This is a genomic window from Stenotrophomonas bentonitica (genome assembly GCF_002887735.1).
Taxonomy (GTDB): domain Bacteria; phylum Pseudomonadota; class Gammaproteobacteria; order Xanthomonadales; family Xanthomonadaceae; genus Stenotrophomonas; species Stenotrophomonas bentonitica_A.
Genome location: NZ_PKQP01000006.1, coordinates 142,414 through 168,045 on the forward strand (window position 1 = coordinate 142,414; position 25,632 = coordinate 168,045).

Genomic DNA, 25,632 nt, shown 5'->3' on the forward strand with positions numbered 1-25,632 from the left:
GGGCATCGCCCGGCTACTTCGCCAGGCGCTTCGTGCGCGCACGCTGGTCGTCGACCGCTGCCTTCAACTGCTGCTGCAGCGCCGTCTGGTCGACCTGTGCATCCAGCACGAACACGCGCACGCCGTGTGCAGGTACCTCGGCGGTCAGCGATCCCTTCACCGTCTGGCTGGCACCGCCCAGCGCGTCGCGCCAGGTCCCGGCCTGCAGGTAGCGGCTGACCTCGAAGGTGCGCGCCGTGTCACCCTTGTTGAGCAGCACCAGTGCAGTCTGTGCGGTATCGCCCTGCTGCAGCACACGGAAGAACACCGCTTCATCGCCGTGCAGGCGCTCGTTGACCTGCAGGCCGCGCTGCAGGGCGGGGGTGGCCTCGCGCAGCTTGGCGATGCGCTGCAACGGCGCAAAGATCGGGCTCTTCGGCGCCTCATCGACGCGTTTCTGGCCGAAGTAGGCACGGTTGCCGGCATGCTCGGCGCGGCTGCGCATGAAGCCGGTTTCCGAGCCGTAGTAGATCACCGGAATGCCGCGCGCGGTGAACAGCCAGTTGTGGGCGTCGATGAACCCGGCATCGCTGGCATCCAGCCGCGCCATGTCGTGATTATCGTAGAAACTCATCAGCTCGTACGGATTGGCATACGGCCCATCCAGCAGGTGCAGCGGCTCGGCCAGGGCCTCAAAGCCTTTCTGCTCCCTGCCAAAGACCGACGACAAGGCGCCGCGCAGCGGGAAGTCGAGCACGGAAACGTTCGCGTTGGCCGGCCAGGTGTGCTCGGCGATCTTGCGGGCGTCGTAGTCGAACGCTTCGCCGAACATGAACATGCCCGGATGCTCCGCGCGGATGCGGTTGACGAAGGCATGCCACCACGGGTGTGGCAGCCAGCCGATGGTGTCGATGCGCAACGCATCCACGCCCTGCGCGGTCCACTGCAGGTACGCGCCGACCAGGTAGTCCATCACCGCCGGATTGTGCTCGTTGAAATCGGAGAGTTCGGCCAGGTTGCCATCGAAGATCGAGCCGCTCTTCCCGTCCACCGGGCCGATGTTGTTGTAGAACGCGTGCAATGGGTTGTGGACCGGGTCCAGCTGCGGCGGCGGGAGGTTCTGATGGTCGGCGATCAGCCGGCCGTCCTTGTCGAAGATCTGCCCGAACTGCGGCTGCGCCACCGGCATCGTCCACGCGGGCGAGCCATGGTTGCCCACGATATCCAGCACCACCTTCAGATCGGCCGCGTGCAGGCCACGGGTGAAATCGGCGAAGTCCAGGTCCTTGCTCGGCAGATGTTCGTCGAGCGTGTAGAAGTTGACGCCCCAGTAGCCGTGGTAGCCGGTCTTGCCGCGGTCGGTCAGCGTGCTGGTGCAGCTGATCGGCTTGCTGCCGGTGAAGGCCTGGTCCGGGTTGTCGATGATCGGGGTGATCCACACCGCGCCGAAGCCCAGATTGCGGATGTACGCGGCGTTTTCGAGCACACCCTTGAAGTCACCGCCGAGATAGCCGATGTTGCCGTCCACCTTGTCCGGGCACGGCACCGGGATGTCGAAGGTGGGGTGTGCACCGCCCTGATCGCGGTGATCGTTGGACGCGTCGCCATTGACGAAGCGGTCGGTGACCACGAAGTAGACCGCCTGGCTGGCGAACGGCTCACGCGTGCCGACATAGTCCGGGCGCTCGACGGCCAGGGCGGGACTGGCGGACAGTACGAATGACAGGGCCAGCGACAACGACGAATACCGGGACATCAGACAACCTCCTGTTGGGATGGCACATACAGCACGCACAGGCCGGCCAGCAGCAGGCTGCCGCCCCCAAGTGCGAGCACGTGCATCGGGTCACCGCCCAGCCACGTGCGCAGCAGGAAGCCGAGCGCACTGGCCGCGACCAGCTGCGGGATCACGATGAAGAAATTGAACAGGCCCATGTAGATCCCCATCTTGGCCGCCGGCACGCTGTCGGACAGCAGCGCATACGGCAGCGACAGGATCGAGGCCCAGGCGAAGCCGACGCCGACCATGGACAGCAGCAGCCAGTGCGGATCTCGGATGAACAGCATCGAGATCAGCCCCAGGCCGCCCAGCCACAGGTTGACCAGGTGACTCCAGCGCAGGCCGAGTGCACGCACCATCAACGGGATCAGCAAGGCCGCCAGTGCGGCGAAGCCGTTGTAGGCACCGAACAGCACGCCAACCCAGTTGGCGCCCTCGTTGTAGGCGGCCGAGGCGGTATCGGTCGAGCCGAAGTGCGTACCGGCGACGGCGGCGGTGGTGTAGATCCACATCGCGAACAGCGCGAACCACGAGAAGAACTGCACCCACGCCAGGCGACGCATGGTGCGCGGCATCGCACGCAGGTCGTCGACGATGGTGGCCAGCATGTTCGCGCCGGGCACACAGCGCGCCACACCCAGCAGCACGCCATAGGCGATGCACAGGCCAGCCAGCACATACAGCATGCGGTCACCCTGCCGCGCCGCGATGGCGGCGGCCAGCACGATGCCCACCGCCACCCAGCCGCCAATCTGCGCCCACGGCGGCGGTCCTGCCACGCGCGCACTCTGGTGCACCGCGGCCGGCTCGGCATCGTCGAAGCGGGCCAGTTCGGCAGGCGAATACTCCCGGGTGCTGACCACCGTCCAGGTGATCGCCGCCAGCAACACCGCCGCGCCGAAGTAGAACGCGTAGCGCACGGTATCGGGTACCTGCCCCGCTGCGGCCGTATTGGCCACGCCGAAGTGGGCCAGGATGAAAGGCAGGAAGCTGGCGACGATGGCACCGATGCCGATGAAGAAGCTCTGCATCGCAAAGCCGGTCGGCCGCTGCCGCGGGGCCAGCTGATCGCCGACGAACGCGCGGAACGGCTCCATCGATACGTTGATCGAAGCATCCAGCACCCAGAGCGTGCCGGCTGCGATCCACAGCGTCGGCGAATTCGGCATCACCAGCAGGGCCAGCGTGGTCAGTACCGCACCGATCATGAAGAACGGGCGGCGGCGGCCCCAGCGCGTCCAGGTGCGGTCGGACAGGTAGCCGATCACCGGCTGCACCAGCAGGCCGGTCAGTGGCGCGGCGATCCACAGCCCGGGCACCGCATCCATCGGGGCGCCGAGCGTCTCGAAGATGCGGCTGGCATTGGCGTTCTGCAGCGCGAAGCCGAACTGGATGCCGAGGAAGCCGAAGCACATGTTCCAGATCTGCCAGAACGACAGCGTCGGCTTGGGCGAACGGCTCATCGGCGCGGCTCCGTCGAGGCCGCCACCGGCATCAGGGTCAGTGCGGATACGCGCGCCTGGTTGAGCACGCCCGCGCTGCCGCCCTTGCCGCCGTTGTACTGCGCGAAGTGGGTCAGCGCGCTCATGTTGAAGCCCTCCTCCAGCGAGATGCGGCAGGCCCCTGCCGTCGTCTCGAACTCTACGGCTGTCGAATCCTGTTCGCCCACGCTGTGCGGCATCACGATGGGGCGGCGCTGATCTGACTGACCCTCGCATTGCAGCACCAGCGTCTTCACCGCTGCAGTCACGCCGGTGTTGATCGGGCCGTTGGGGTTGTCGTAGCGCAGGCGTGCACGCCAGCGGCCGGCGGTCGGTGCGATCCACTGCCAGTGCGTGTCGCCGGCCAGCACCTGCTGCGGGCCGATGCAGGTCATCGGGCTGTGCAGCGATTCCAGCGCGCCCTCCCGGCGGGTCAGGCTCAGGCAGTGACTGGCACCGTCCCGGGCAATCGTGGCGACACCCCGTGTGGGCGCCAGCGTCTGGCCGTCGCGCCACAGCACGTGCCCGGCAGGCACCGTGATCTGCCAGCCCGCCGTCGTTTCGCGAGGCACCGGGGTGGCTGGGGTGGCCGGGGCGAACACCGCCGAGGGACGCAGGATGGCCGGTGATGGCGTCGCGCCCGTGGCATGCAACGGCACCAGCTGCACTGTGGTGGTCGTGCCGTCGCGCTGGATATCACCCGTCACCAACAGCTCGCCGGCAAGGTGCTTCGGTCGCACCAGCACGTAACGCTGTTCGCCATCGTCCAGGCGGATGCGGTCATGCCCACCGAACAGCGTCGGCACCAGCGATGTCGGCAGCTTCGGCGCGATACGACCGTCGTCCTCCACGCCGAACACACCTTCCAGCACCATCGAGAGATAGCCGGCCACCGACCACAGCTGGCGTGGCGAATTCACCACCGGGCCGCTGAGGGCACCTTCATCGACATGCACCGCCAGCGTGCGCATCTCGTAGTTCTCCATGTTGGAACCGGCCAGCGCGGTGCCGCGCATCAGCGACTCGATCTCCAGGGCGATGCGCGGGGCATCGTCCAGCCGGCGCGCGGCGCGCAACGAATACGCGCTGACGAAGGGCCAGATGCCGCGGTTGTGATAGATCGGCTGCTGCGCTTCCTGCGGCCACACCACCGGGCTGCCACCGGCTACGGCGGGGTAGTTCGCCAGCGCGCGCCGTGCGCGGTCGGCCGGGAACACATCGGCCAGCACGCCCAGCGAGAGCGCGAGCAGGTCGTACTTGGCGTACGGCACCGGGTGCGCCGCCTCGCCGATGTAGCTCATGTACTGACCGGCCTCCTCGCGCCAGAAGCGTGTATCGATCTGGCCAGCCAGTGCATCCGCCCACTGGCCGTAGGTGGCAGCACGCGCATCGCCGTGCTGGCGGGCCAGCTGCTCGGCCAGCCGCAGCGCCTGGTAATGCAGCACGTTGGTGGAGAGCGCGAAGGACTCGCCGATGAAGCGCACGTCCTCGCGCGTCCAGTCCGGATAGGTCTGTTCGCGCCAATCCAGGAAGGAGGTTTCGCCGCGATACAGGCCGATCCGTGCATCGAACACCGCCCCGCGATCCTGCGCCAGGGTCGCCTGCAGTGCCTGCCAGACCTGGTCGGCAAAGGCCGCGTCATCCAGCAGCCCACGTGCGGCCAGGAACCACACCACGCGGTCGCTGCTGATCGGCCAGCTGCCACCGGAGCCGGTGTCCTGGGCGACGAACAGGCCTGGCGTATGCCCATCGCGCGCGGTGGACAGCTTGAACTGCAGCGACTGGCGTGTGCGTACCGGATCCAGACGCGACAGCGCCAGATCGGCAGCGAAGCTGACATCACGCGTCCACACATACGGCCAGCGCTCACCGGTCTGGAAGCATGCGCAGGGAACCGGCTTGCCGTGATTGAAGGCCGGGTCACGGATCGCCTCCACGCGGTCGGCCTCCATCTCCTGCTGGGCCAACCCGAACAGCGCATCGAACAGCACGCTGCCGGTCTCGCTGCGCATCGGCTGCGCGCCGATGCGCACCTCGCCCTGCGGCGCATGCAGAAGGTAGCCACCTGCGGCGGCGGGCTCGGCGCGCGCATGGCGGCCGTCGAAATCCAGGTCGGCCGCGCGTGCGGTGGACCCCATCGCTGCCCCGAGGGCAACGGTCAGGCAGATCATCTTCAGCATCGAAGTGGCGAACCGGCTCGCGCCAGTTGCCTCCCTCCCCTTTGCTCGCGTTGTAGGTCCGCACCGCCTCGCGGCGATGCGCTCGCGGCCCCCTCCCAGGGTGCCTTGGGCCCATGGTAGACGGCACGCCGCAGCCTGCATCGAGCTGCATACGTATTCATGGCCAGGGCGGTCGGCAATCGTGACCGCGTCGCTATAGTCCGGGGGTGTTTTCGGCCGCCTTGGGAGGGGAAATGCCGTCACTGTCGCATCCAACAAACGAGCATTTCGCACGTCGTCGCCTGCCCCTGCTGGGCTGGATCCTCTGCGCATTCAGCGCCACCGTCTTGGCGGAACCGGTCACTGTCGCCAGTGTCGAGTCGCCCGGCAAGGTGCTGCGCGTGTCGCTGCAACTGGATGGTGGCACCCCCAGCTACCGGGTGGACCGTTTCGGCGAAACGGTGGTAGACAACTCCAAGCTCGGCTTCCAATTGCGCGATGGCCGCCTGGACCGCGACCTTGCCGCGGTCGGCCAGCAGTCGCGCAGCGTCGATGAAACCTGGGAGCAGCCCTGGGGCGAGCGCCGGCTGACCCGCAACCACTTCAACGAAGTGGTGGTGCAGCTGGTCGAGCGCAGCGGCACCAAGCGGCGCATTGATGTGGTGTTCCGGGTCTACGACGACGGCTTGGGCTTTCGCTATCACTTCCCGCAGCAGCCGGGGATGCGCGAGGCGATCATCGATGATGAGCTGACCGAGTTCGCGATCGCACCGACCGCCACCGCCTGGTGGATTCCGGCCGGCGAGCCGATCCACTACGAATATCTTTACCAGCGTACGCCGCTGGACCAGGTGCCGCTTGCGCATACGCCGATGACGCTGCGCAGCCGCGATGGACTGCATGTCTCCATCCATGAGGCGGCCCTGGTGGACTACGCTGGCATGTGGCTGCGCCGCACCGAAGGCCAGCGCCTGCGCGCGCAACTGTCACCCTCGGCCGAAGGCTGGAAAGTGCGGCGCAGCCTGCCCTTCGATACGCCGTGGCGCACGCTGCAGATCAGCGACACCGCCGGCGGGCTGGTCGAATCCAGCCTGATCCTCAACCTCAACGAACCCAATGTGCTGGGTGACGTAAGCTGGGTGAAGCCCTCCAAGTACCTGGGTGTGTGGTGGTCGATGCATCTGGACAAGGAAAGCTGGGCCACCGGCCCGCGACATGCTGCCACCACGGCCAAGACCCAACGCGTGATCGACTTCGCTGCCCGGCATGGCTTCCGCGGCGTGCTGGTGGAAGGCTGGAACCCCGGCTGGAACGGCGACTGGGTCGGCAACGGCTACGCGTTCGATTTCACCCGGCCCACTGCGGACTTCGACATCGAGGCGCTGTCGGCCTACGGCGCGACGAAGGGCGTACACCTGATCGGCCACCATGAAACCGGCTGCGCCATCGAACACTACGAGGATCAGCTCGGCGCGGCGCTGGATCTCTACGCGCGGCTGGGCGTGGACTCGTTCAAGAGCGGATACGTGTGCGATGACGGCCAGGTGGATCGGCGCAACCCGGCGGGTGGGCCACTGTGGCGCGAGTGGCACGATGGCCAGTTCATGGCCCGCCATCACCTTAAAGTGGTGCAGGAGGCGGCCAGACGGCATATCGCGGTGACCCCGCACGAGCCGATCAAGGACACCGGCCTGCGCCGCACCTACCCGAACTGGATCACCCGCGAAGGTGCACGCGGGATGGAGTACAACGCCTGGGGACAGCCGCCGAATCCGCCTGAGCACGAGGTCAACCTGGTGTTCACCCGGATGCTGTCCGGGCCGATGGATTACACCCCCGGCATCCTCAGCCTGAAGGGCCGTGGCGGCCAGGCGATCCCCAGCACGCTGGCGCGCCAGCTCGCCCTGTACGTGACGATCTACAGCCCGATCCAGATGGCCGCCGACCTGCCCGAGCACTATGAGCAGCACCGTGAGGCCTTCCGCTTCATCGAAGATGTGGCGGTGGACTGGGAGGACACCCGCGTGCTCAACGGCGAGGTGGGCGACTTCGTGACCATCGTACGCAGGGACCGCCACAGCCGCGACTGGTTCCTGGGCAGCATCACCGACGAGCATGGCCGCGTGCTGCCCATCCCGCTGGGCTTCCTGGAGCCGGGCGTACGTTACCGGGCGGAAATCTATCGCGATGGGGACGGCGCCGATTTCCGCAGCAACCCCTTCGCCTTCGTGCGCGAGACCCGCGAGGTCACCAGCGTCGACGCGCTGACGCTGGTGCTTGCGCCGGGCGGCGGCCAGGCGATCCGCTTTACCCCGCTGTAGACCTGATCAGAGATCTCGACGCAGGCCCATGACGGGTAGTGCGGGCCGCTGGCCGGCTCCTCGGGATGCCAGGCAGATGGAGGAGCCGGCCAGCGGCCGGCACTACCCGTCGACGTTTGCATGGCAAACCGTGGCGCGGTGGCGCGGTGGCGCGCATGCGCCAACGCAGCTGTAATCGATTCCAATGCAGCCAACGTCATTGAATACGTATGCAGGGTGATTCCCGCGGCAGGCGCGCTGCCTACCATAGCCACGCAGTCAACGGCCACCGCGCCGTGACGCTCCCGGGTCCTCCGGGCAACCACAAAATCGATTGGCAACATTGCCTGGGAGGGGAAAATGTTGAACCGCAAGCGCAGCGCGCTGAGTCTCGCGCTGGCCGTCGCCCTGACGCCGTTGATGGCGTCGGCGCAGACCGCCGAATCCAGTACCACCACCCCACCGACCGGAAATACGGCAACCAACCTGGACACCGTCCAGGTCACCGGCATCCGCCGTGGCATCGAGAACGCGATCGCGATCAAGCAGGACGCCACCTCGGTGGTCGAAGCGATCTCGGCCGAGGACATCGGCAAATTGCCTGACGTGAGCATCGCCGAATCGCTGGGCCGCCTGCCCGGCCTAGCCGCCCAGCGCGTGGCCGGCCGCGCCCAGGTCATCAGCGTGCGCGGCCTGTCGCCGGATTTCGCCACCACCCTGCTCAACGGCCGCGAAGTGGTCAGCACCGGTGACAACCGCAGCGTCGAGTTCGACCAGTACCCCTCGGAACTGGTCAACGGCGTGACCGTCTACAAGACCCCGGACGCCGCCCTCGTCGGCCAGGGCCTGTCGGGCACCATCGACATGCAGACCGTGCGTCCGTTGAGCTTCGCTGAGCGCGTGATCGCGATCAGCGGCCGCTACCAGAAGAGCTCGCTGGGCAAGGCCGCCAACGTCGACCCGTACGGCAATCGTTTCAGCGCCAGCTACATCGATCAGTTCCTGGACAACACCCTGGGCATCTCGATCGGCTACGCGCACAGCGACATGCCCATCCAGGAAAACCAGGTCGGCCTGTACGAGCCATGGACCACCGAGCAGACCGACCAGGGCAACCGCCCCGGCCTGGCTCCGGGCACCGTGTTCTCCGATGGCATCAAGGCCCTGCGCCGCACCGGCAACAACGAGCGCGACGGCGTGATGGCCACCGTGCAGTTCCGTCCGTCGAACGTGTGGACCAGCACGCTGGATGCCTTCCACACCGAAGCCGAGCAGATCGACACTGCCAACCAGTTCGAGGTCAACCTCAGCAACTACAACGGCGGCTATACCCCGGGCCTGCTGATCACCAACCCGCAGATCAACGCCGACGGCACCTTCGCCGGTGGCGTGGCGACCGGCGTGTACCCGCTGGTGCGCGGCATGTACAACAAGCGCAAGGACAAGATCGACGCGTTCGGCTGGAACAACGAGTTCAATTTCGAACGGGTCAAGGTCGTTGCGGACGTGAACTACTCCAAGGCCACGCGCAATGAGCTGAACCTGGAGAACAACCTGCAGCTCACCCCGATGCCGCAGCTGGATTCGGTCGGCGTGGTGGTCAAACCGGATGGTTTCTCACAGATCAGCCCGGGCCTGGACTATTCCAACCCGAACGCGCTGTTCCTGACCAACACCATCTACGGCTCCGGCTACGGCAAGGTGCCGATGGTCGAAGACCGCCTGAAGGGCGCCCGCCTGCAGGCCACCTTCGCGATGCCCGATTCGCTGCCGTGGTTCTCCGATGTGGACGTGGGCGTGAACTACGCCGACCGCCGCAAGGACAAGACCCAGGCCGAGGGCAACATCCTGCTGGGCGACCAGGGCGATGCCAACATCGCCAGTGACCTGCAGTACGCGCCGGTCAATCTGGGCTTCGCCGGTATCGGCTACATCCCCGCCTGGAACGTCCCGGCCGCGGTGGACCGCTACATGGTGTTCAACCCGGTCACCAACCTGGACTACCTGATTCCCAAGGCCTGGACGGTGCAGGAAAAGACCAGCACCGCCTGGATCCGCGCCAACATCAACACCGACCTGGGCGAGGTCGGCCTGCGCGGCAACATCGGCGTACAGATGGTGCGTACCGACCAGAGCTCGCAGTCCAACTACTTCGACCGCTCACGTCCGGACGGCCAGAACATCCTGCCGATCGATGACGGCAAGACCTATACCGACTGGCTGCCGAGTTTGAACCTGGCCTTCATGTTCCCGCACCAGCAGACACTGCGCTTCGCCGTGGCCAAGCAGGTGGCACGCCCGCGCGTGGACCAGATGCGGGCCGGCCTGGAGTTCGGCGTGGACACCGCCACCGGCAAGCCCGGCGGCAGCGGTGGCAACCCGCTGCTGGATCCGTGGCGCGCCAACGCCATCGACCTCTCGTACGAAAAGTACTTCGGCGAGAAGGCCTACGTGGCCGCCGCGGTGTTCTTCAAGGACCTGAAGTCCTACGTCTACACGCAGTCGCGCGATGACTACGACTTCAGTGACCTGCTGGCCAGCTACGTGCCGCCGCCGGGCATGATCGTGCCGGTGCTGCCGACCGGCACCTTCTCGGCCCCGCAGAACGGCCAAGGTGGCAAGCTGAAGGGGCTGGAGCTGACCGCCTCCTTCCCGCTGGAGATGCTGACCGAGAGCCTGCGCGGCTTCGGCGTGCAGGCCAGTGCGACGTTCAACGACAGCGACATCAAGATCCTGGACCCGGAAAGCGCCTCCAGCGTGGGCAGCGATCCGATCAGCCTGCCGGGCCTGTCCGAGCGCGTGTACAACTTCACCGCGTACTACGAGCGCAGTGGATTCGAGGCACGCGTGAGCCAGCGCCGTCGCTCGGACTTCATCGGCGAGATCGGCAATTTCAACGGCAACCGCACCCTGCGATACGTGGTCGGCGAGAACGTGACGGATGCGCAGGTCAGCTACACCTTCGCCGACAGCAGCAGCCTGCATGGGCTGACGCTGCTGCTGCAGGGAAGCAACCTGACCAACGAGCCGTATCGGACCTATGCCGGCACCAAGGATCGCCCGCTGGAGTACGTGGAGTGGGGCCGCACCTACATGCTGGGCGTGAACTACAAGTTCTGATTGAGGTGGCGTCAGCGACGTAATGGCAACATCGAAGAACCCGCTGCTTGTGCAGCGGGTTTTTTGTTGGATTTTCTCTGCCCCTGAAGAGCGTCAGCGCCGGCTGTCCTTGGTCTGGTCGGGGGGTGTGTGGCCGATCCGACCATTGCGCATGCTTCAGCTGCTTCAGCTGCTTCAACTGTTTCAACACCTGAGACCAGCGCGACAGCTCAAGCCTGTCGATTTACGGTCGACATCAGCATTGCGGTTGCCAGGACGCGCTGGCCCCGCGTCGCTTTTCCCTTGCGCACCAGCCCATTGTCAAAGGGCGGGCACAAGCGCAGCCCAACGCGCCGTTGCCGTTGCTGTGGCCCAACGCACGAACGCAAGACAAAAAAAGGGCGAGGCACCCGGCCCCGCCCTCTCAATACCACCGGAAACCCACTCAGCTGCGTCGCGCGCAATACATCGACTGCGCCGGCAACACCAGCTCACCACCGACCACCTCGCCGACATCCGGACCCGGCACATGCATCGCCTGCCAATCACCCACCGGCAGCGCAACCCGAGCCGTCCCGGCCGACAGATTGAACGCCAACAGCAACGTCTCCTCCCCGTGCACCCGCTCGAACATCAACACCGGCTCGGCGCACTCGAGGAAACGAATATCCCCCACCAACAGCGTCGGCATCGTCCGCCGCCATGCCAGGAACTGACGGAACGAGTTCAACACCGAATGCGGATCCTGTTCCTGCGTCGCCACCGACGCGGCCTGATGCTCCGCCGGAATCGGCAGCCACGGCTCGCCCGTCGTGAAGCCCGCCTTCGGGGCATCCAGCCACGGCATCGGCGTGCGGCAGCCGTCGCGCCCCTTGAAGTTCGGCCAGAAGGTAATGCCGTACGGGTCCTGCAGCGCCTCGAACGGCACGTCCGCCTCGCCCAACCCCAGTTCCTCGCCCTGGTACAGGCAGATCGAACCGCGCAGCGAACACAGCATCGCTACCAGCATCCGCGCCAACCGCGGTTGGGCCGGATGGCCGCCCCAGCGCGTCACTGCGCGCTCCACGTCGTGGTTGGAGATCGCCCAGCACGGCCAGCCTTCGGTCATCGTCGCTTCCAGCCGCGACACCGTATCGCGGATGTAACCGGCGCTGAAATCCTTCACCAGCAGCTCGAAGCTGTAGCCCATGTGCAGCCGGCCCGGCGCGGTGTACTCGGCCGTGGTGGCCAGCGAATCTTCCGCGGAGATCTCGCCCAGGCTGACCGAGCCGGGATACTCGTCCAGCAGCACGCGCAGCCGCTCGATGAACCCGATGTTCTCCGGCTGGGTGTTGTTGTAGTAGTGGTACTGGTAGGCGTACGGGTTGTCCGCGCTGAAGCCACGGCCCAGACGCTTCTCCAGCGGCTTGGCCGGGTTGTCGCGCAGCTGTGCATCGTGGAAGCAGAAGTTGATCGAATCCAGGCGGAAGCCGTCCACGCCGCGATCCAGCCAGAACCGCACGTAATCCAGCGTGGCCTGCTGCACCGCCGGGTTGTGGAAGTTCAGGTCGGGCTGGTCGGCCAGGAAGTTGTGCAGGAAGTACTGCTCGCGGCGCGGCTCCCACTGCCAGGCCACGCCGCCGAAGATCGACATCCAGTTGTTGGGCGGGGTGCCGTCCTCGCGCGGGTCGGCCCATACGTACCAGTCCGCCTTGGGATTGGTGCGGTCCTGGCGGCTCTCCTGGAACCAGGCATGCTCGATCGAAGTATGGCTGAACACCTGGTCGATCATCACCTTCAGGCCCAGCGCATGCGCCTTGGCCAGCAGCTGGTCGAAGTCGGCCAGCGTGCCGAACATCGGATCGACATCGCGGTGGTCGGCGATGTCATAGCCGAAGTCGGCCATCGGCGATTTGAAGAACGGCGAGACCCAGATCGCGTCGACGCCCAGCGCGGCCACGTAGTCCAGGCGTTCGATGATGCCGGGCAGGTCGCCCACGCCATCGCCATTGGCATCCAGGAAACTGCGCGGGTAGATCTGATAGATGACGGCACCGCGCCACCATGGAGACTGCGACATTGAGGCCCCCCTTCGGGCTTCCACGGCACCCGCGAGGGGGCCAGAAACGAACCCGACAAGCTTAGCGGGGCGCCTCCAGCGGTGGGGTCGCATGCATACGTATTCACGCCAGATGGCGGCGCGGGGCGCATTCCCAGCGCCCGGCCGGGCGGCAGCCAACCGGGCACGGCGCATCGGTGGCGGCGCCCAGGATCGGCAGGGCCCGCCCCTCCCCCCCGCGTCTGCCGCGCACCTTGGCCGGGCCACAGGCGCGTCTTCGCAGGCGGAATACGACGGCACCGCCTATAATTCCGGCCAAGCCTGAAAGTCAGACCGCATGACCATCACCGAAGACACCCGCCCCGCGCTGGGCCTGCCCCAGATCCAGTCGCTCGCTGCGCCCGACATGGACGCCGTCGATGCGCTGATTCGTCGCCGACTGTCCTCGGATGTCGTGCTGATCAACCAGATCGCCGACCACATCATCTCGGCCGGCGGCAAGCGCCTGCGCCCGATGCTGGTGATGCTGGCTGGCCGCGCGGTCGGCCAGGCCGGTCCGGAACACCACCAGCTGGCCGCGATCATCGAGTTCATCCATACCTCGACCCTGCTGCACGACGACGTGGTGGACGAATCCAGCCTGCGGCGTGGCCGCAGCACCGCCAATGCACTGTGGGGCAACGCCCCGAGCGTGCTGGTCGGCGATTTCCTGTACTCGCGCAGCTTCCAGCTGATGGTCGAACTGGACCGCATGCCGGTCATGCGGATCCTGGCCGACACCACCAACCGCATCGCCGAGGGGGAGGTGCTGCAGCTGCTGCACGTGCATAACCCGGATACCGACGAGGCCGCCTACCTGCGTGTGATCGAGCGCAAGACCGCGGTGCTGTTCGCCGCCGGCACCCGTCTGGGCGCGCTGGCCAGTGGTGTCGATGAGGCCACCCAGCAGGCGCTGTACGACTACGGCATGCACCTGGGCTACGCCTTCCAGATTGCCGACGATGTGCTGGACTACTCGGCCAACGCCGATGAGCTGGGCAAGAACCTGGGCGACGACCTCGCCGAGGGCAAGGCCACCCTGCCGCTGATCCACGCGATGGCGCATTCGGATGCCACCACCCGCGAGCGCCTGCGCGAGATTGTGCAGAACGGTGACGCCGAGGCGATGCCGGAAGTGCTGGCGGCCATCCACGCCACCGGCGGCCTGGACTACAGCCGCGCGCGCGCCGAGGAGTATGCCGACGCCGCCGAGCGTGCGCTCGACGGCCTGGCCGACAACGATGCCGTGGCCGCCCTGCGCGGGCTGGCCCGCTACGCGGTGCAGCGTTCGCATTGAGGGAGGGCGTTCCGCCCGACGGTTGTAACCCTCAGAGGTAGAGCCGACCGTTGGTCGGCTTCTCGTCCTCCCGGCGCCGCGATCCCCGATGAACGCACCACGCCATGCGCGTTGCAGCCGACCAACGGTCGGCTCTACCGGGCTCTGGTCTCGAACCGCTCCTCGAAGAATTCATCCAGCGCCTTCCAGGCACGCTTGGCCGCCCGTTCGTTGTACAGGCAGCCTGGCGGGCTGTTGGCATCGGACTCGGCGAAGCAGTGCACCGCGCCGCTGTAGTTGGTGAACTCCCAGTCCACCTTGGCCGCGTTCATTTCCTGCTCGAAGCTGGCGATGTCCGCTTTGCTCACGCCCTTGTCGTCGGCGCCATTGAGCACCAGCACGGAGGGATGCGTCCCGCCGGCCTTGGCCGGGAGCGGTGAGCCCAGGCCACCGTGCAGGCTGACCACGCCAGCCAGCGGTGCGCCGGCGCGCGCCATCTCCAGCACCGTAGTCCCGCCGAAGCAGAACCCTACCGCGCCGATCCGGCTGGCATCCAGCGGCGCCTTCCCGGCCTGGGCCTTGAGCACCTCGATCGCCTTGAGCGCACGGGCGCGCAGCACGGGGCGGTCGTTGCGCAGCTTGGTCGCCACCGGACCGGCCTCGGCGTCGGTCTTCGGTCGCACGCCCTTGCCGTACACATCGGCGACCAGCACCACGTAGTCATCGCCGGCGAGCTGCTTGGCCTTGGCGATGGCCGAGTCGTTCACGCCCTTCCAGTTCGGCACCATCACCAGACCGGGGCGCTTGTCATTGTCACTGTCGTCGTAGACCAGCACCCCACTGAACGTGGTGCCGTCCTGGGTCCACTCCACCGGCTTGGCCTGCATCGCCGCCAGCGCGGGCAACGCCGTCATGCCCAACAGCACCGCCGCACCCCACCGCCATTGCCTGTTCATGCGTCTGCTCCCGACAGAAAGAGCCCCGAGTGTATGACGGCCGGTTGACGGCACCGTGTAGAAGCGCCTGGGCACCTCCCCCCCGTGATCCGGCAGGCCGGCCACGCCCGACCTCATCTGGATTGATCACCGCCGTCCCAGTTATTGGATTAACTCCCTCCGTCCCTGTTATGGCAGGCTGGCCGGCCCCGTGTACGGAATACCCCATGAGCCTTGTCGACCGCTTCCTCTCCGGCCTGGTGCCGCGCCTGCCCGACGACGATGCGAGGATGTGGGCCTGGGTCGAGGGCGCCAGCACGGCCGATCTGCAGCGCCTGCGCGAGCGCTGGCCACAGGTACCCGAGAGCCTGCTCGCCTTGTTAGCGCGGGTCGACGGCACGCATTTCCGCGCCTACCCGGGCGGCGAGGTGGTGGTGCTGATGCTGGGCTCGGACGTCGAAGAGGGGCATTACCCCTACTACCTGCGTTCGGTGGACCAGGTCTTCGAGGACAGCGCGCAGTGGGATGACAGCATCCGCTCGATCTACGAGGAATGGCTGGAGGAAGACCCGGAGATTCTCGGCGACGGCATCGATGCCGACCTGCCGATGGGCAAGCGCCTGTGCTTCTCGCACTGCATGAACAACGGCGGCAGCTCGATGCTGTACCTGGATTTCGATCCCGCGCCGGGCGGCACGGTCGGCCAGGTGGTGCGCTACCTGCACGACCCGGACAGCTACCGGGTGATCGCGCCGAGCTTCGATGCATACCTGCAGCAGCTCATCGAAAACGACTACGCCTTCATCGATGAAGAAGAGGTCTGACGCGTAGATCACCGACGTGCCCCGCGCGGATGAACGATGCCGCACATCCCAGGGGCAGAGCCACGCCATGCGTGGCTGCGCCATCCACACCACGGTAGAGCCACGCCATGCGTGGCTGCGCGATCCACACCAACGGCAGCCACGCATGGCGTGGCTCTACAGCGACCTATCAGGCGATCCCGATGCCCGGGATCGCCGTGATCTGGTCCGGATCGAAGCCGGCCAGTTCGGCGAAGTGGCGGCCACGGGCGACGTAGTCGCGGTACACGCCATAGCTGGGCGCACCCGGCGACAACAGCACCACCCCGCCCTGCCCGCCAAGCGCGGCCTGCGCCAGCTGCATGGCCTCGGGCAGATCGGCAGCCGCATGCAGACCGAAACGGCCGGCATCGGCCAGCGGCTGCAGCAGTGCGTGGATGCGCGGGCCGTTGGCGCCCATCGTGACGATCTCCACCGGCGGTACGTCGTGCGCCATGTGCGCGACGAAGTCGTGCCAGTCCAGTCCACGATCATGCCCGCCCACCAGCAGGGCGATGCGGTGCCCGGCGAAACATTCCAGCGCCGCCAGGCTCGCGTGCGGCGTGGTGCTGATCGAATCGTTGACGTAGGTGATCCCCTCGCGCGTCCCGATGGTCTGCAGGCGGTTGGGCAGCGGGCGGAAGTCCTGCACCCTCGGCGCGAGCGCCACTGCGTCCAGGCCCAGCGCTTCGATCGCCGCCAGCACCGCGCACAGGTTGCCGCGGTTGTGCCGGCCGGGCAGCGGGGTATGCGAGGTATCGAACACCGGCTGCTCGCCGCGATGCACGACATCGCCGCGCATGTGCCAACCCAGCGGCTGGTTGAACCAGATGATCTCGCTGCGGGGCAGCGACAGCCCGGCCAGGTGCGGATCGGCTGCGTTGAGCACCGCGATCAGCGGCGCGGCCCCGGTGACCAGCTGCAGCTTGTCTTCGATGTAGCGCGCTTCGCTGCCGTGCCAGTCCAGGTGTTCGGGGAACAGGTTCAGCACGATGGCGACCTGTGGGTGCGCGCCACTGCGCGCGACCTCGCCGGTCTGGTAGCTGGAGAGTTCCACCGCCCAGTACTGCGGCGCGGGCTGCGGCGCCAGCACTTCCAGCAGCGGCAGGCCGATGTTGCCGATCAGCCCGGTGCGCGCGCACGAGGCACGCAGCAGGTGCGCCAGCAGCGCGGTGGTGGTGCTCTTGCCCTTGGTGCCGGTCACGCACACGGTGTCGTGCACGATGCCGTCGGCGGCGGCCTGTTCGGCGAACCACAGCGAGGTACCGCCGATGAACTGCGTGCCCTGCGCCCCGGCGTGCAGGGCCGCCTCTCCATACGGGCTGATGCCCGGTGATTTGATCACCACGTCGAACGCGGCGAGCGCCTCGCCGGTGACCTCCGATCGCACCGTCAGCGCAGCGCCGGTTTCCTCGCGTGCTGCGGCGGCCTCGGCTTCCGGGCAGAACAGGGTCAGCGGCAGCGACGGCAGCCGCTGCTGCAGGACGCCGAACGCAGCGCGCCCCTCGCGTCCCCATCCCCACAGAGCAACGCGCTTGCCCTCAAGCTGCGAAATTCGCACGCAGGCGCTCCCAGATCGCCGGCGGAATGCGGTGTTCGCCTTCCAGTACCAGCAGCGGTTCGATCTGCAGTTCGGCGGCCTCCAGCTGCGGGCGGATCTCGTGGACGAAACGCTTCACCAGCGCGTCTTCATTCCACTCCGGGCGCGCGGCCAGGGTCGCCATCGCCGCACGCGATTCGCGGCCTTCGCCGACGCACTCGAACGGTTTGTGGTCCTGGAATTCCAGCAGCGCATCGAAGCCCGGGGCCTGTTCGATATCGTCGAGCAGATTGCGGCCGAAGATCCCGACCAGGCGCATCTTCGGCATGAACGGAGCCAGCGCGAGGAACACGAAGTGACACTTCGGGCAGACACCGCACCAGCGGTTCACCGGGCGCTCGCCCAGGATGTGGAAATTGCGGTTGCAGCTGGAGAAATGTGCGTCGTAGAAATCGCTCTTGGCGAACTGACGCGCGACCGCCAGCTCCGAAAGCGGGCGCAGCAGCGAGTAATAGTGCAGGTCCGCCGCAACGTGCTGCTCCAGGTGCTCGCCGAAGGCCTGCTCGAACGCCCAGCCCTTCGACCACTGGTGGTTGACCTCGCCGGTGCCGGGAATCTGGCTGCCATAGCTGGCCGAGCGTTCGTTGGAGAACACCACCTGGTCCACGCCCTGCAGCAGCGCAGCCAGCACCATGATCGCCGAGTTCACCGCGGTGACCGGGATATGCCCGTTCCAGGCGCCCTGGCGATTGAGCTCGAACAGCTCCGGCGCCAGCGTGCGGCCGATGTTGAGGATCGGCAGGCCGGTGCGCTCGGCGCAGGCGCGGATCAGCTGCGAGCCACCGATCCAGGTGACGGTCTCGGCGATGCCCAGGTGGCGCAGCGCTTCGATGCTGACCAGCGAATCCTTGCCGCCGCCGATGGCGACCAGCGCGTGTTCGCGCAGGCCCAGTGCCGGCGCGGCGAAGGCCTCGCCCTCCACCGGCAGGCGGAACCGGCCACGCAGGTTCAGCCCATTGCGGTAGGCGAACTCGCCCAGGCCGTTGAGGTAGACCGTCTCCACCAGCGCGGCGGTGGCCGCATCGATGGTGTAGCTGTCGATGCGCACCTGCTCGGGAACGCCCGCCTTGTAATAGCTCACACCGGCGATCAGGTGCAGCAGGCGCAGGGCGCGCTGCACCGCTTCGGCGCGGTCGCCCTCGAGCACGAACGGCGCACCGGGGATGGTGACCGTCTCGATCAGTTCCGGGCCGTCATCGAAGGCGTAGACCAGCTGCGCCACGCCGGTGTCCGCGGCGAACGCGCAGCGGACGAAGCGGAAAACGGCAACCTGGTGTTTATCAAAAGCAGTCATGGTGTATCCGGTTTGAAAGGCGGCAGGCAGCGGTCACGGGCCATCATCGATGACGTCCTCGCGCGGCAGCTCGCGCTGGTTGTAAGTGTTGGCCATGACGTAGCCATACGCGCCGGCGTCGGCGATCAGCATCACATCGTCCGGCGCGGTCGAGGCCGGCAGGCGGCGACGCTTGCCGAACACATCGCTGGATTCGCAGATCGGCCCGACCACATCGAACATCGCTTCGGAGTAGCCGCTCAGGCGGCTGAGGTTCTCGATGTCATGCCAGGCGTCGTACAGGGCCGGACGCATCAGCGTATTCATGCCCGCATCCAGACCGACGCGGCGGATGCCGTCCTTCTCCACCACCTGGGTGGCCCGGGCCAGCAGCACGCCGGACTCGGCCACCAGATAGCGGCCCGGCTCGATCGCCAGGCGGAACGCCGGGTGCACGGCCTTCACTTCGGCTAGGCCGGCGGCCCACGCGTCCAGATCGAAGGGCTCGTCGTCGGCGCTGTACGGGATCGGCAGGCCACCGCCGATATCGATGGTCTCGACGCTGCCGATGCGGCGGGCGAACCCGGCCAGCTCATCGCACATCAGGCGCCAGTGCTGCGCGGTTTCCACGCCGCTGCCCAGGTGGGCATGCAGGCCGACCACGCGGGTGCCCAGCTCGCCGGCGATGCGCACGAACTCATCCACGCGCGCGATCGGCAGGCCGAACTTGGAGTCCTTGCCGCCGGTGCGGACCTTGGCATGGTGACCTTCGCCACGGCCCAGGTCCACGCGCAGCCACAGCTCGCGGTTGCTGAACAGTTCCGGCCAGCGCTGCAGCGCTTCCACGTTATCCAGGGTGACGGTGACGCCCAGCGCGAACGCGGCATCGTATTCGGCGTGCGGCGCAAAGCTCGGGGTGAACAGCACGCGCTTGGGCGACAGCGTCGGCAGCGTGTTGAACACGTGCTTGAGCTCGCCGTGCGACACGCACTCCAGGCCGAAGCCCTCCTGCTCCAGCACTTCCAGGATGGCCGGGTGCGAGTTGGCCTTGATCGCGTAGTAACGCTGGTCGATCGCCTTGATCGCGTTCAGCGCGCGCGCACGCGCCCGCACCGTCGGCAGGTTGTAGACGTAACGCGGCGTACCGGCCTGGGCGAGCGTCAGCAGGTGCTCGCGCTGGCCCCGCCACCAGGCGGTTTCGCGCGGGCGGATGGTGCCGGCGATCTCGCGCCAGCGCGGGCCGAATACTTCGCCCTCTTCCACCGGCATTGCGCCGCTGTCGATCAGCTCGGCGTGCAGGATCGGCAGCAGCCCGTCCGCATCCGCCTCGTCGATCACGAAGGTCAGGTTCAAATCGTTGGACGACTGCGAAATCATGTGCACGCGTTCGCGGCCGAAGGTGGCCCACACGTCCGAGAGCTTGTGCAGCAGCGAGCGCATGCCGCGGCCGACCAGGGTGATCGCCGCGCACGGCACGATGATCTTGACCTTGCAGATCTGCGAGAGGTCGGCCGACAGCGCGGCCAGCACGTCGGTGCTGACCAGGTTCTCGGAGGGATCCAGCGAAACGGTCACGTTGGTCTCGGCCGAACCGATCAGGTCAACGGACAGGCCATGCTTCTTGAACAGCCCAAACACGTCGGCCAGGAAGCCGACCTGCTGCCACATGCCGATGCCCTCCATCGAGACCAGCACGATCCCGTTGCGGCGGCTGATCGCCTTCACGCCCGGCACCGCCGCGGCGTTGCCATCGATGCTGGTGCCCGGCAGCTCGGGGCGTTCGGTGTCCAGGATCGCCATCGGCACCCCGGCGTCGCGGCACGGCTTGATCGAGCGCGGGTGCAGCACCTTGGCGCCGGTCGTCGCGATTTCCTGCGCCTCGTAATAGTCCAGGCGGGTCAGCAGGCGCGCGTCCGGCACGTCCTTCGGGTTGGCACTGAACATGCCCGGCACGTCGGTCCAGATCTCCACGCGGCTGGCGCCGAGCAGCGCACCGAAGTACGCCGCCGAGGTATCCGAACCGCCACGGCCGAGGATGGCGGTGCCGCCATCGGCGTGGCGGGAGATGAAGCCCTGGGTGATCAGCATGCGGGTCGGCTGGGCGCGGAAACGCGCGGCCCAATCGGCCTCGGCACGCCACTGGCAGTTCACCGACAGGCGCTGCGACCACTCGCTCTGGCTGGGCTGCGGCGGCAGCGCATCGAGCCACTCGCGCGCGTCCATCCAGCCGAAATCCAGACCGCTGGCGCGCAGATAGGCCGCACCGACGGTCGAGGACAGCAGTTCGCCCTGGCCCAGCACCTCGGCCTGCCATTCCAGCGGCCGCCCGGCGGCGCGCGGATCATCGAGCAGCCCGGCCAGCGCGTCCAGACGGACGTCCAGCGCGGTGGCATCCAGCTCCAGCTCGGTCAGGAACGCGCGGTGGCGCGCGACCAGCGCCGCGACGCGGTCGCGGCTGTCGGCGGCGCCGTCGGCAATGGCGGTCAGTTCATTGGTCACCCCGGACAGCGCCGACACCACCAGCACGCGCGAGCCCGTTTCTTCCGCCCGTTTTTTCGCCAGTTTGCCGATGGTGTCCCAGCGGTGACGACGCGACACGGAGGTGCCGCCGAACTTCAGTACGATCCAGCGATCGACAAGGGGGGAAGCTGACATGGAGGTGGAGGTTTGGGTAGTGAGGGGAATCGCCCGGCACGCCGGGCCGAACCCCCGATTCTATGCCAAGCCTGGCCGTTGCAGGGCCCGGGCGGCCCAGGCCGGGCGGATTTGGCCGGTCGCCGGTGCGCGGGGCGCCGGTCACGGCCCGGAACGCAGCCCCGATTGGTAAGCTGCCCGCCCGTTTTTCGTTGAGCGATCTGCCATGACCTCCCGTCGTTTCCTGCAGCTGGATGTGTTCTCGCCCTACCCCGGCGCCGGCAACCCGCTGGCCGTCGTGCTCGATGCACAGGGGCTGGACGCGGCGGCGATGCAGGCCATTGCCCGCTGGACGCGGCTGCCGGAAACCACCTTCGTGTTCCCGCCGCAGGCCCCGGGTGCCAACTACGGCATCCGCATGTTCAGCCCGCAGAAGGAAGTCCCGTTCGCCGGCCACCCCAGCGTGGGCACCGCCCATGCCGTGCTGGAACTGGGCGTGGCCGCGCCGGTCGAGGGCGTGCTGGTCCAGGACGGCATCGCCGGGGCGCTGCCCCTGCGCGTGGACGGCAGCGGCGCTACCCGCACCATTGCGATCCGCACGCCGCGTGCAGCGGTGGCCGAAGTGACGACCGCCAACGATCCGCGCCTGCAGGCCGCGCTGGCCGGGTGGCCGCTGGGCAGCCTGCCGCCGGCGCGCATGGCCGGTGGCCGCAGCTGGTGGGTGGTTGAACTAGCAGACGAAGCGGCCCTGCGCGCACTGACCCCGGACTGGGATGCCGTGGCCACCCTCGCCGAAGCGACCGATAGCATGGGCGTGTTCGCCTATGCGCGCAGCCAGGGCCAGGCCTGGGATCTCGCGGTACGCGCCTTCGTCGGCAACGGCCGTCGCTTTGAAGATGCCGCCTCCGGTGCGGCCAATGCCGTGCTCGCTGCCTGGCTGGACAGCCGCGATGCCCTGCCCGGCACCGCGCACGGCTACGTGGTCAGCCAGGGCCGCGAAGTCGGCCACGACGCGCGCCTGACCCTGCGCATCGATGACCACGGCGATGTCTGGTCCGGCGGCCAGGTGCAGACCGTCATCCGCGGCACGCTGGACTGGTGATCCTGCGGCGGCGACTCAGCGCGCCGCGTCATACACCGGTGCGCCATCGACCCAGGTCGAGCGCACCTGCAGGTCGGCCAGCCCGGCGGGCGGCACGCTGAGCGGGTCGCGATCAAGCACCACGAAGTCCGCGCGCAGGCCCGGCTGCAACCGCCCGACCTGGCTGTCGTCATGACCCGCCCAGGCCGCATCGGCGGTGAACCCGCGCAGCGCTTCGGCTGCGGTCAGCCGCTGATCAGGCTGCCAGCCACCGGGCGGTCTGCCGGCACGGTCCTGGCGGGTGACCGCCGCATACAGGCCCAGCCGCGGGTCGACCTGCTCGACCGGGAAGTCCGAGCCCAAGGCGAGCCGGGCACCGGAGGCCAGCATCCGCCGCCAGGCATAGGCGCCGAGGATGCGCTCGGGGCCGACCCGATCCTGCGCCCAGCCCATATCCGAGGTGGCGTGGGTAGGCTGCATCGAGGCGATCACGCCGAGCTGGGCGAAACGCGGAATGTCCTCCAGCGCAACCACCTGCGTATGTTCGATGCGCCAGCGATGGTCGCCACTGCGGCGCTCGCCGAGCACCCGTGCATAGGTGTCCAGCGCGATCCGGTTGCCGCGGTCGCCGATCGCATGCGTGGCGACCTGGACATGGCAGGCATCGGCTTTGCGCACGGCGGTCTCGAAGTCCTCAGGTGAGGTGACCAGCAAGCCGCGGTTGTGCGGGTCATCGCTGTAATCGGCCAACAGCGCCGCACCGCGGCTGCCCAGCGCGCCATCCATGAACAGTTTGACCCCGCGCATTTCCAGCCGGCCGCCGGCGTGCTGGTAGGTCCCGTTCACGCACAGATCGGCCAATGCGTCGCTGTTGCCATCGGCATAGGCATCGATGCGCAGCGGCAACCTGCCGGCGTCGGCGAAGCGGCGCATCAGGGCCAGATCGGCGCGCGATACGCCTATGTCGTGCACGCCGGTCAGGCCCTGGCTGACTGCTTTGTCGAGCGCGCGGGTCAGCATCTGCTCGCGTGCGGCCTCGCCCGGGGCCGGTATCGCCGCCTGCACCAGGGTCATCGCTTCATCGATGAACACCCCGCTCGGCTGGCCCTTGGCATCGCGCACGATGCGCCCGCCTGCAGGCTGCCAGTTGCCCTTCAGCGCGCGTTGCCCGGGGCGCTGGGCGACCGCGCGCAGTGCCGCGCTGTTGCCCCAGCCGGCGTGGCCGTCGATGCGGCCCAACCAGACCGGGCGGTCCGGGAATGCAGCGTCGAGATCGGCCACGGTCGGAAACTGTTTGACCGGCCAGCGGTTCTGGTCCCAGCCACTGCCCAGCAGCCAGCCCTCGGGGTTCTCCGCCGCAAAGCGCTGCAGGCGCGCGACGATGTCGGCAGTGCTGGTCGCGCCGGTCAGGTCGGCCTGCATCAGGGTGCCGCCGAGAAACATCAGGTGCGCGTGCGCGTCGATCAGGCCCGGGATCACGGTCGCTTGGCCGACGTCGGTCAGCGCCGCCAGTGGATACAGCTCGAGCATCGCCTGCCGGTCACCGACGGCAAGCACGCGCCCGGTCTCGGTCTCCCATGCCAGCGCGGTGGCGGTCGGCGCGTCCGGATCGCCGGTGTGGATGGTGGCGGCGGTCAACAGGCGGACATCGGCCTGCGCGGTCCCCGCCAGCAGGCAGGCCATCAGGGCAGCGAAAGCAGTCGGACGCATGCAGACACCCCACAAAAGGAAAGCGGCGACTATGCGGCCGCCGCTTTCCCATCACAATCTGCTGTGCACCAATCCTGCGCCGATCAGCTGGCCAGTTCGGCTTCCAGCGTGATCGGCACCGCACTGAGCGCCTTGGAGACCGGGCAGTTCTGCTTGGCGTCATCGGCGATGGCACGGAACTGGGTGGCCTCGATGTTCGGCACCACGGCCTTCACCTTCAACGTGATTTGCGACAGCTGCGGGCCACCTTCCATCGAGAGGTCGACCTTGGCTTCGGTATCCAGCGAGGTCGGCACGAAACCGGCTTCGGTGAGCTTGGCCGACAGCGCCATGGTGAAGCAGCCGGCGTGTGCGGCGGCGATCAGTTCTTCCGGGTTGGTGCCCTTCTCATCGCCGAAGCGGCTGCTGAAGGCATAGCGGGTTTTGTCCATCAAGCCGCTCTGGGGCGTGCTCAATTGTCCCTTGCCTGTCTTGAGGTCACCTTCCCAATGCGCGGTGGCATGACGCGAAATACCCATCGTTGATCTCCTGCGGGATGAATGGCCAGGCCATCGTAGACCGGTCCGCGTTAGCACCGTGTCTGGCCGCCGCCAGCCTGCTGCCGGGTGTCGCCCCCAGCTGAATCGGCGATCAGGATGGATGCTGTTTTCAAGTGGTTTTCGTGCGACAGTCGGGGTGCGACGGTCCATGACCGATGGCACCCGCCGCGAGGGCGGACCCTGTTTTTTGGCTATGACCTGATGCACCGCGGTAACGAAGGGCGTGGAAATCACGAATTTTTATGCGTCTGCCTATTGGCGGCGCCCCACAGTTGCCCTACATTTCGCTTGCCGACGGGGTTCGGCGCGACCAAACAACCAACCGTTCACGGAACAGGAAACCATGGCAAAGACCGCTAAGAAGGCTGCCCCGAAGAAGGCAGTAAAGAAAGTCGCTACGAAGGCAGCCGCGAAGCCGGCCGCTCCCAAGCCGATCAAGGAAGTGCTGAGCAAGTCTGGTCTGGTTGCACACATCGTTGAAGCGTCCGGCGTTGTCGCCAAGGACGTGCGCGCCGTGCTCGCCTCGCTGGAAGGCGCCGTCGCCGCTTCGGTGCACAAGAAGGGCGCTGGCAGCTTCACCCTGCCGGGCCTGCTGAAGATCTCCACCGTCAGCGTGCCGGCCAAGCCGAAGCGCAAGGGCATCAACCCGTTCACGAAGGAAGAGCAGTGGTTTGCCGCCAAGCCGGCGTCGACCAAGCTGAAGGTGCGTCCGCTCAAGAAGCTCAAGGACGCCGCGCTCTAATCTGCGCGCTTCCTGCAGCACCCGACGGGACGGCTCACGCCGTCCCGTTTTTTTTGGAGGTTCTGCCATCCCATCGAGGCGGCGGGTGGGTCCGACGCTGCCGAAACACAGCGTTTCCAAAGCCA

The 25,632-nt window shown here is 67.3% G+C and carries 16 protein-coding genes; 6 read left to right on the forward strand and 10 right to left on the reverse strand.

Features of this window, described 5'->3' with window-relative positions:
- Nucleotides 1–13: 13 nt before the first annotated feature.
- From C0R07_RS12925 to C0R07_RS12935, 3 genes are read right to left on the reverse strand one after another with little or no spacing between them, the layout of a single operon-like run.
- Nucleotides 14–1,735 carry an alpha-amylase family glycosyl hydrolase gene (locus C0R07_RS12925; protein ID WP_102789091.1) on the reverse strand — a complete coding sequence of 574 codons (1,722 nt, stop codon included), beginning with the start codon at nucleotides 1,733–1,735 and terminating at the stop codon, nucleotides 14–16.
- Nucleotides 1,735–3,222 (reverse strand): MFS transporter, encoded by a 1,488-nt coding sequence (locus C0R07_RS12930; RefSeq protein WP_102789092.1) that lies wholly within the window; start codon nucleotides 3,220–3,222, stop codon nucleotides 1,735–1,737. Before C0R07_RS12930 ends, C0R07_RS12925 begins: the two co-directional genes overlap by 1 nt.
- Nucleotides 3,219–5,420, reverse strand: a complete 2,202-nt coding sequence (locus tag C0R07_RS12935; protein ID WP_102789093.1) for a Six-hairpin glycosidase-like protein — start codon at nucleotides 5,418–5,420, stop codon at nucleotides 3,219–3,221. The genes C0R07_RS12930 and C0R07_RS12935 overlap by 4 nt, the downstream gene beginning before the upstream one ends.
- Before the next feature lie 233 nt (nucleotides 5,421–5,653).
- Between C0R07_RS12935 and C0R07_RS12940 the strand changes: the two genes are divergently transcribed.
- A complete protein-coding gene (locus C0R07_RS12940; protein WP_102789094.1) occupies nucleotides 5,654–7,720 on the forward strand; it encodes a glycoside hydrolase family 97 protein in 2,067 nt (688 codons plus the stop codon).
- Nucleotides 7,721–8,059: 339 nt separating this feature from the next.
- Nucleotides 8,060–10,819, forward strand: coding sequence for a TonB-dependent receptor (locus C0R07_RS12945; protein WP_167390375.1), 2,760 nt, complete (start codon nucleotides 8,060–8,062; stop codon nucleotides 10,817–10,819).
- A gap of 424 nt (nucleotides 10,820–11,243) precedes the next feature.
- Here C0R07_RS12945 and C0R07_RS12950 read toward each other — a convergent pair whose 3' ends face one another.
- Nucleotides 11,244–12,857 carry an alpha-glucosidase gene (locus C0R07_RS12950; protein ID WP_102789096.1) on the reverse strand — a complete coding sequence of 538 codons (1,614 nt, stop codon included), beginning with the start codon at nucleotides 12,855–12,857 and terminating at the stop codon, nucleotides 11,244–11,246.
- A 316-nt stretch (nucleotides 12,858–13,173) separates the two neighbouring features.
- Here C0R07_RS12950 and C0R07_RS12955 point away from each other — a divergent pair, with 316 nt between their 5' ends.
- Nucleotides 13,174–14,172, forward strand: coding sequence for a polyprenyl synthetase family protein (locus C0R07_RS12955; protein ID WP_070426810.1), 999 nt, complete (start codon nucleotides 13,174–13,176; stop codon nucleotides 14,170–14,172).
- A 134-nt stretch (nucleotides 14,173–14,306) separates the two neighbouring features.
- On the opposite strand, the gene C0R07_RS12960 is transcribed toward C0R07_RS12955, so the two are convergent.
- Entirely contained in the window at nucleotides 14,307–15,107 is an 801-nt protein-coding gene (locus tag C0R07_RS12960; protein WP_046273015.1) for a dienelactone hydrolase family protein, read from the reverse strand.
- 206 nt (nucleotides 15,108–15,313) lie between these two features.
- Between C0R07_RS12960 and C0R07_RS12965 the strand changes: the two genes are divergently transcribed.
- A complete protein-coding gene (locus C0R07_RS12965) occupies nucleotides 15,314–15,910 on the forward strand; it encodes an SMI1/KNR4 family protein (protein WP_102789097.1) in 597 nt (198 codons plus the stop codon).
- Between the two features lie 169 nt (nucleotides 15,911–16,079).
- Here C0R07_RS12965 and murD read toward each other — a convergent pair whose 3' ends face one another.
- From murD to C0R07_RS12980, 3 genes are read right to left on the reverse strand one after another with little or no spacing between them, the layout of a single operon-like run.
- Complete coding sequence (gene murD, locus C0R07_RS12970; protein WP_102789098.1) at nucleotides 16,080–17,489, reverse strand: UDP-N-acetylmuramoyl-L-alanine--D-glutamate ligase; 1,410 nt, start codon at nucleotides 17,487–17,489, stop codon at nucleotides 16,080–16,082.
- Nucleotides 17,470–18,822 (reverse strand): UDP-N-acetyl-alpha-D-muramoyl-L-alanyl-L-glutamate epimerase, encoded by a 1,353-nt coding sequence (gene murL, locus C0R07_RS12975; RefSeq protein WP_102789099.1) that lies wholly within the window; start codon nucleotides 18,820–18,822, stop codon nucleotides 17,470–17,472. Before murL ends, murD begins: the two co-directional genes overlap by 20 nt.
- A 33-nt stretch (nucleotides 18,823–18,855) precedes the next feature.
- Entirely contained in the window at nucleotides 18,856–21,456 is a 2,601-nt protein-coding gene (locus C0R07_RS12980; RefSeq protein WP_102789100.1) for a bifunctional aspartate kinase/diaminopimelate decarboxylase, read from the reverse strand.
- Between the two features lie 205 nt (nucleotides 21,457–21,661).
- Here C0R07_RS12980 and C0R07_RS12985 point away from each other — a divergent pair, with 205 nt between their 5' ends.
- On the forward strand, nucleotides 21,662–22,537 hold the full coding sequence (locus C0R07_RS12985; protein ID WP_102789101.1) for a PhzF family phenazine biosynthesis protein: 876 nt from the start codon (nucleotides 21,662–21,664) through the stop codon (nucleotides 22,535–22,537).
- Nucleotides 22,538–22,552: 15 nt separating this feature from the next.
- On the opposite strand, the gene C0R07_RS12990 is transcribed toward C0R07_RS12985, so the two are convergent.
- Both C0R07_RS12990 and C0R07_RS12995 read right to left on the reverse strand, forming a co-directional pair.
- On the reverse strand, nucleotides 22,553–24,226 hold the full coding sequence (locus tag C0R07_RS12990) for an amidohydrolase (RefSeq protein ID WP_254427846.1): 1,674 nt from the start codon (nucleotides 24,224–24,226) through the stop codon (nucleotides 22,553–22,555).
- A gap of 83 nt (nucleotides 24,227–24,309) precedes the next feature.
- Complete coding sequence (locus C0R07_RS12995; protein ID WP_070426802.1) at nucleotides 24,310–24,744, reverse strand: OsmC family protein; 435 nt, start codon at nucleotides 24,742–24,744, stop codon at nucleotides 24,310–24,312.
- Between the two features lie 364 nt (nucleotides 24,745–25,108).
- Here C0R07_RS12995 and C0R07_RS13000 point away from each other — a divergent pair, with 364 nt between their 5' ends.
- Nucleotides 25,109–25,507, forward strand: coding sequence for an HU family DNA-binding protein (locus tag C0R07_RS13000; protein WP_019185677.1), 399 nt, complete (start codon nucleotides 25,109–25,111; stop codon nucleotides 25,505–25,507).
- The last annotated feature ends 125 nt before the right edge of the window (nucleotides 25,508–25,632 follow it).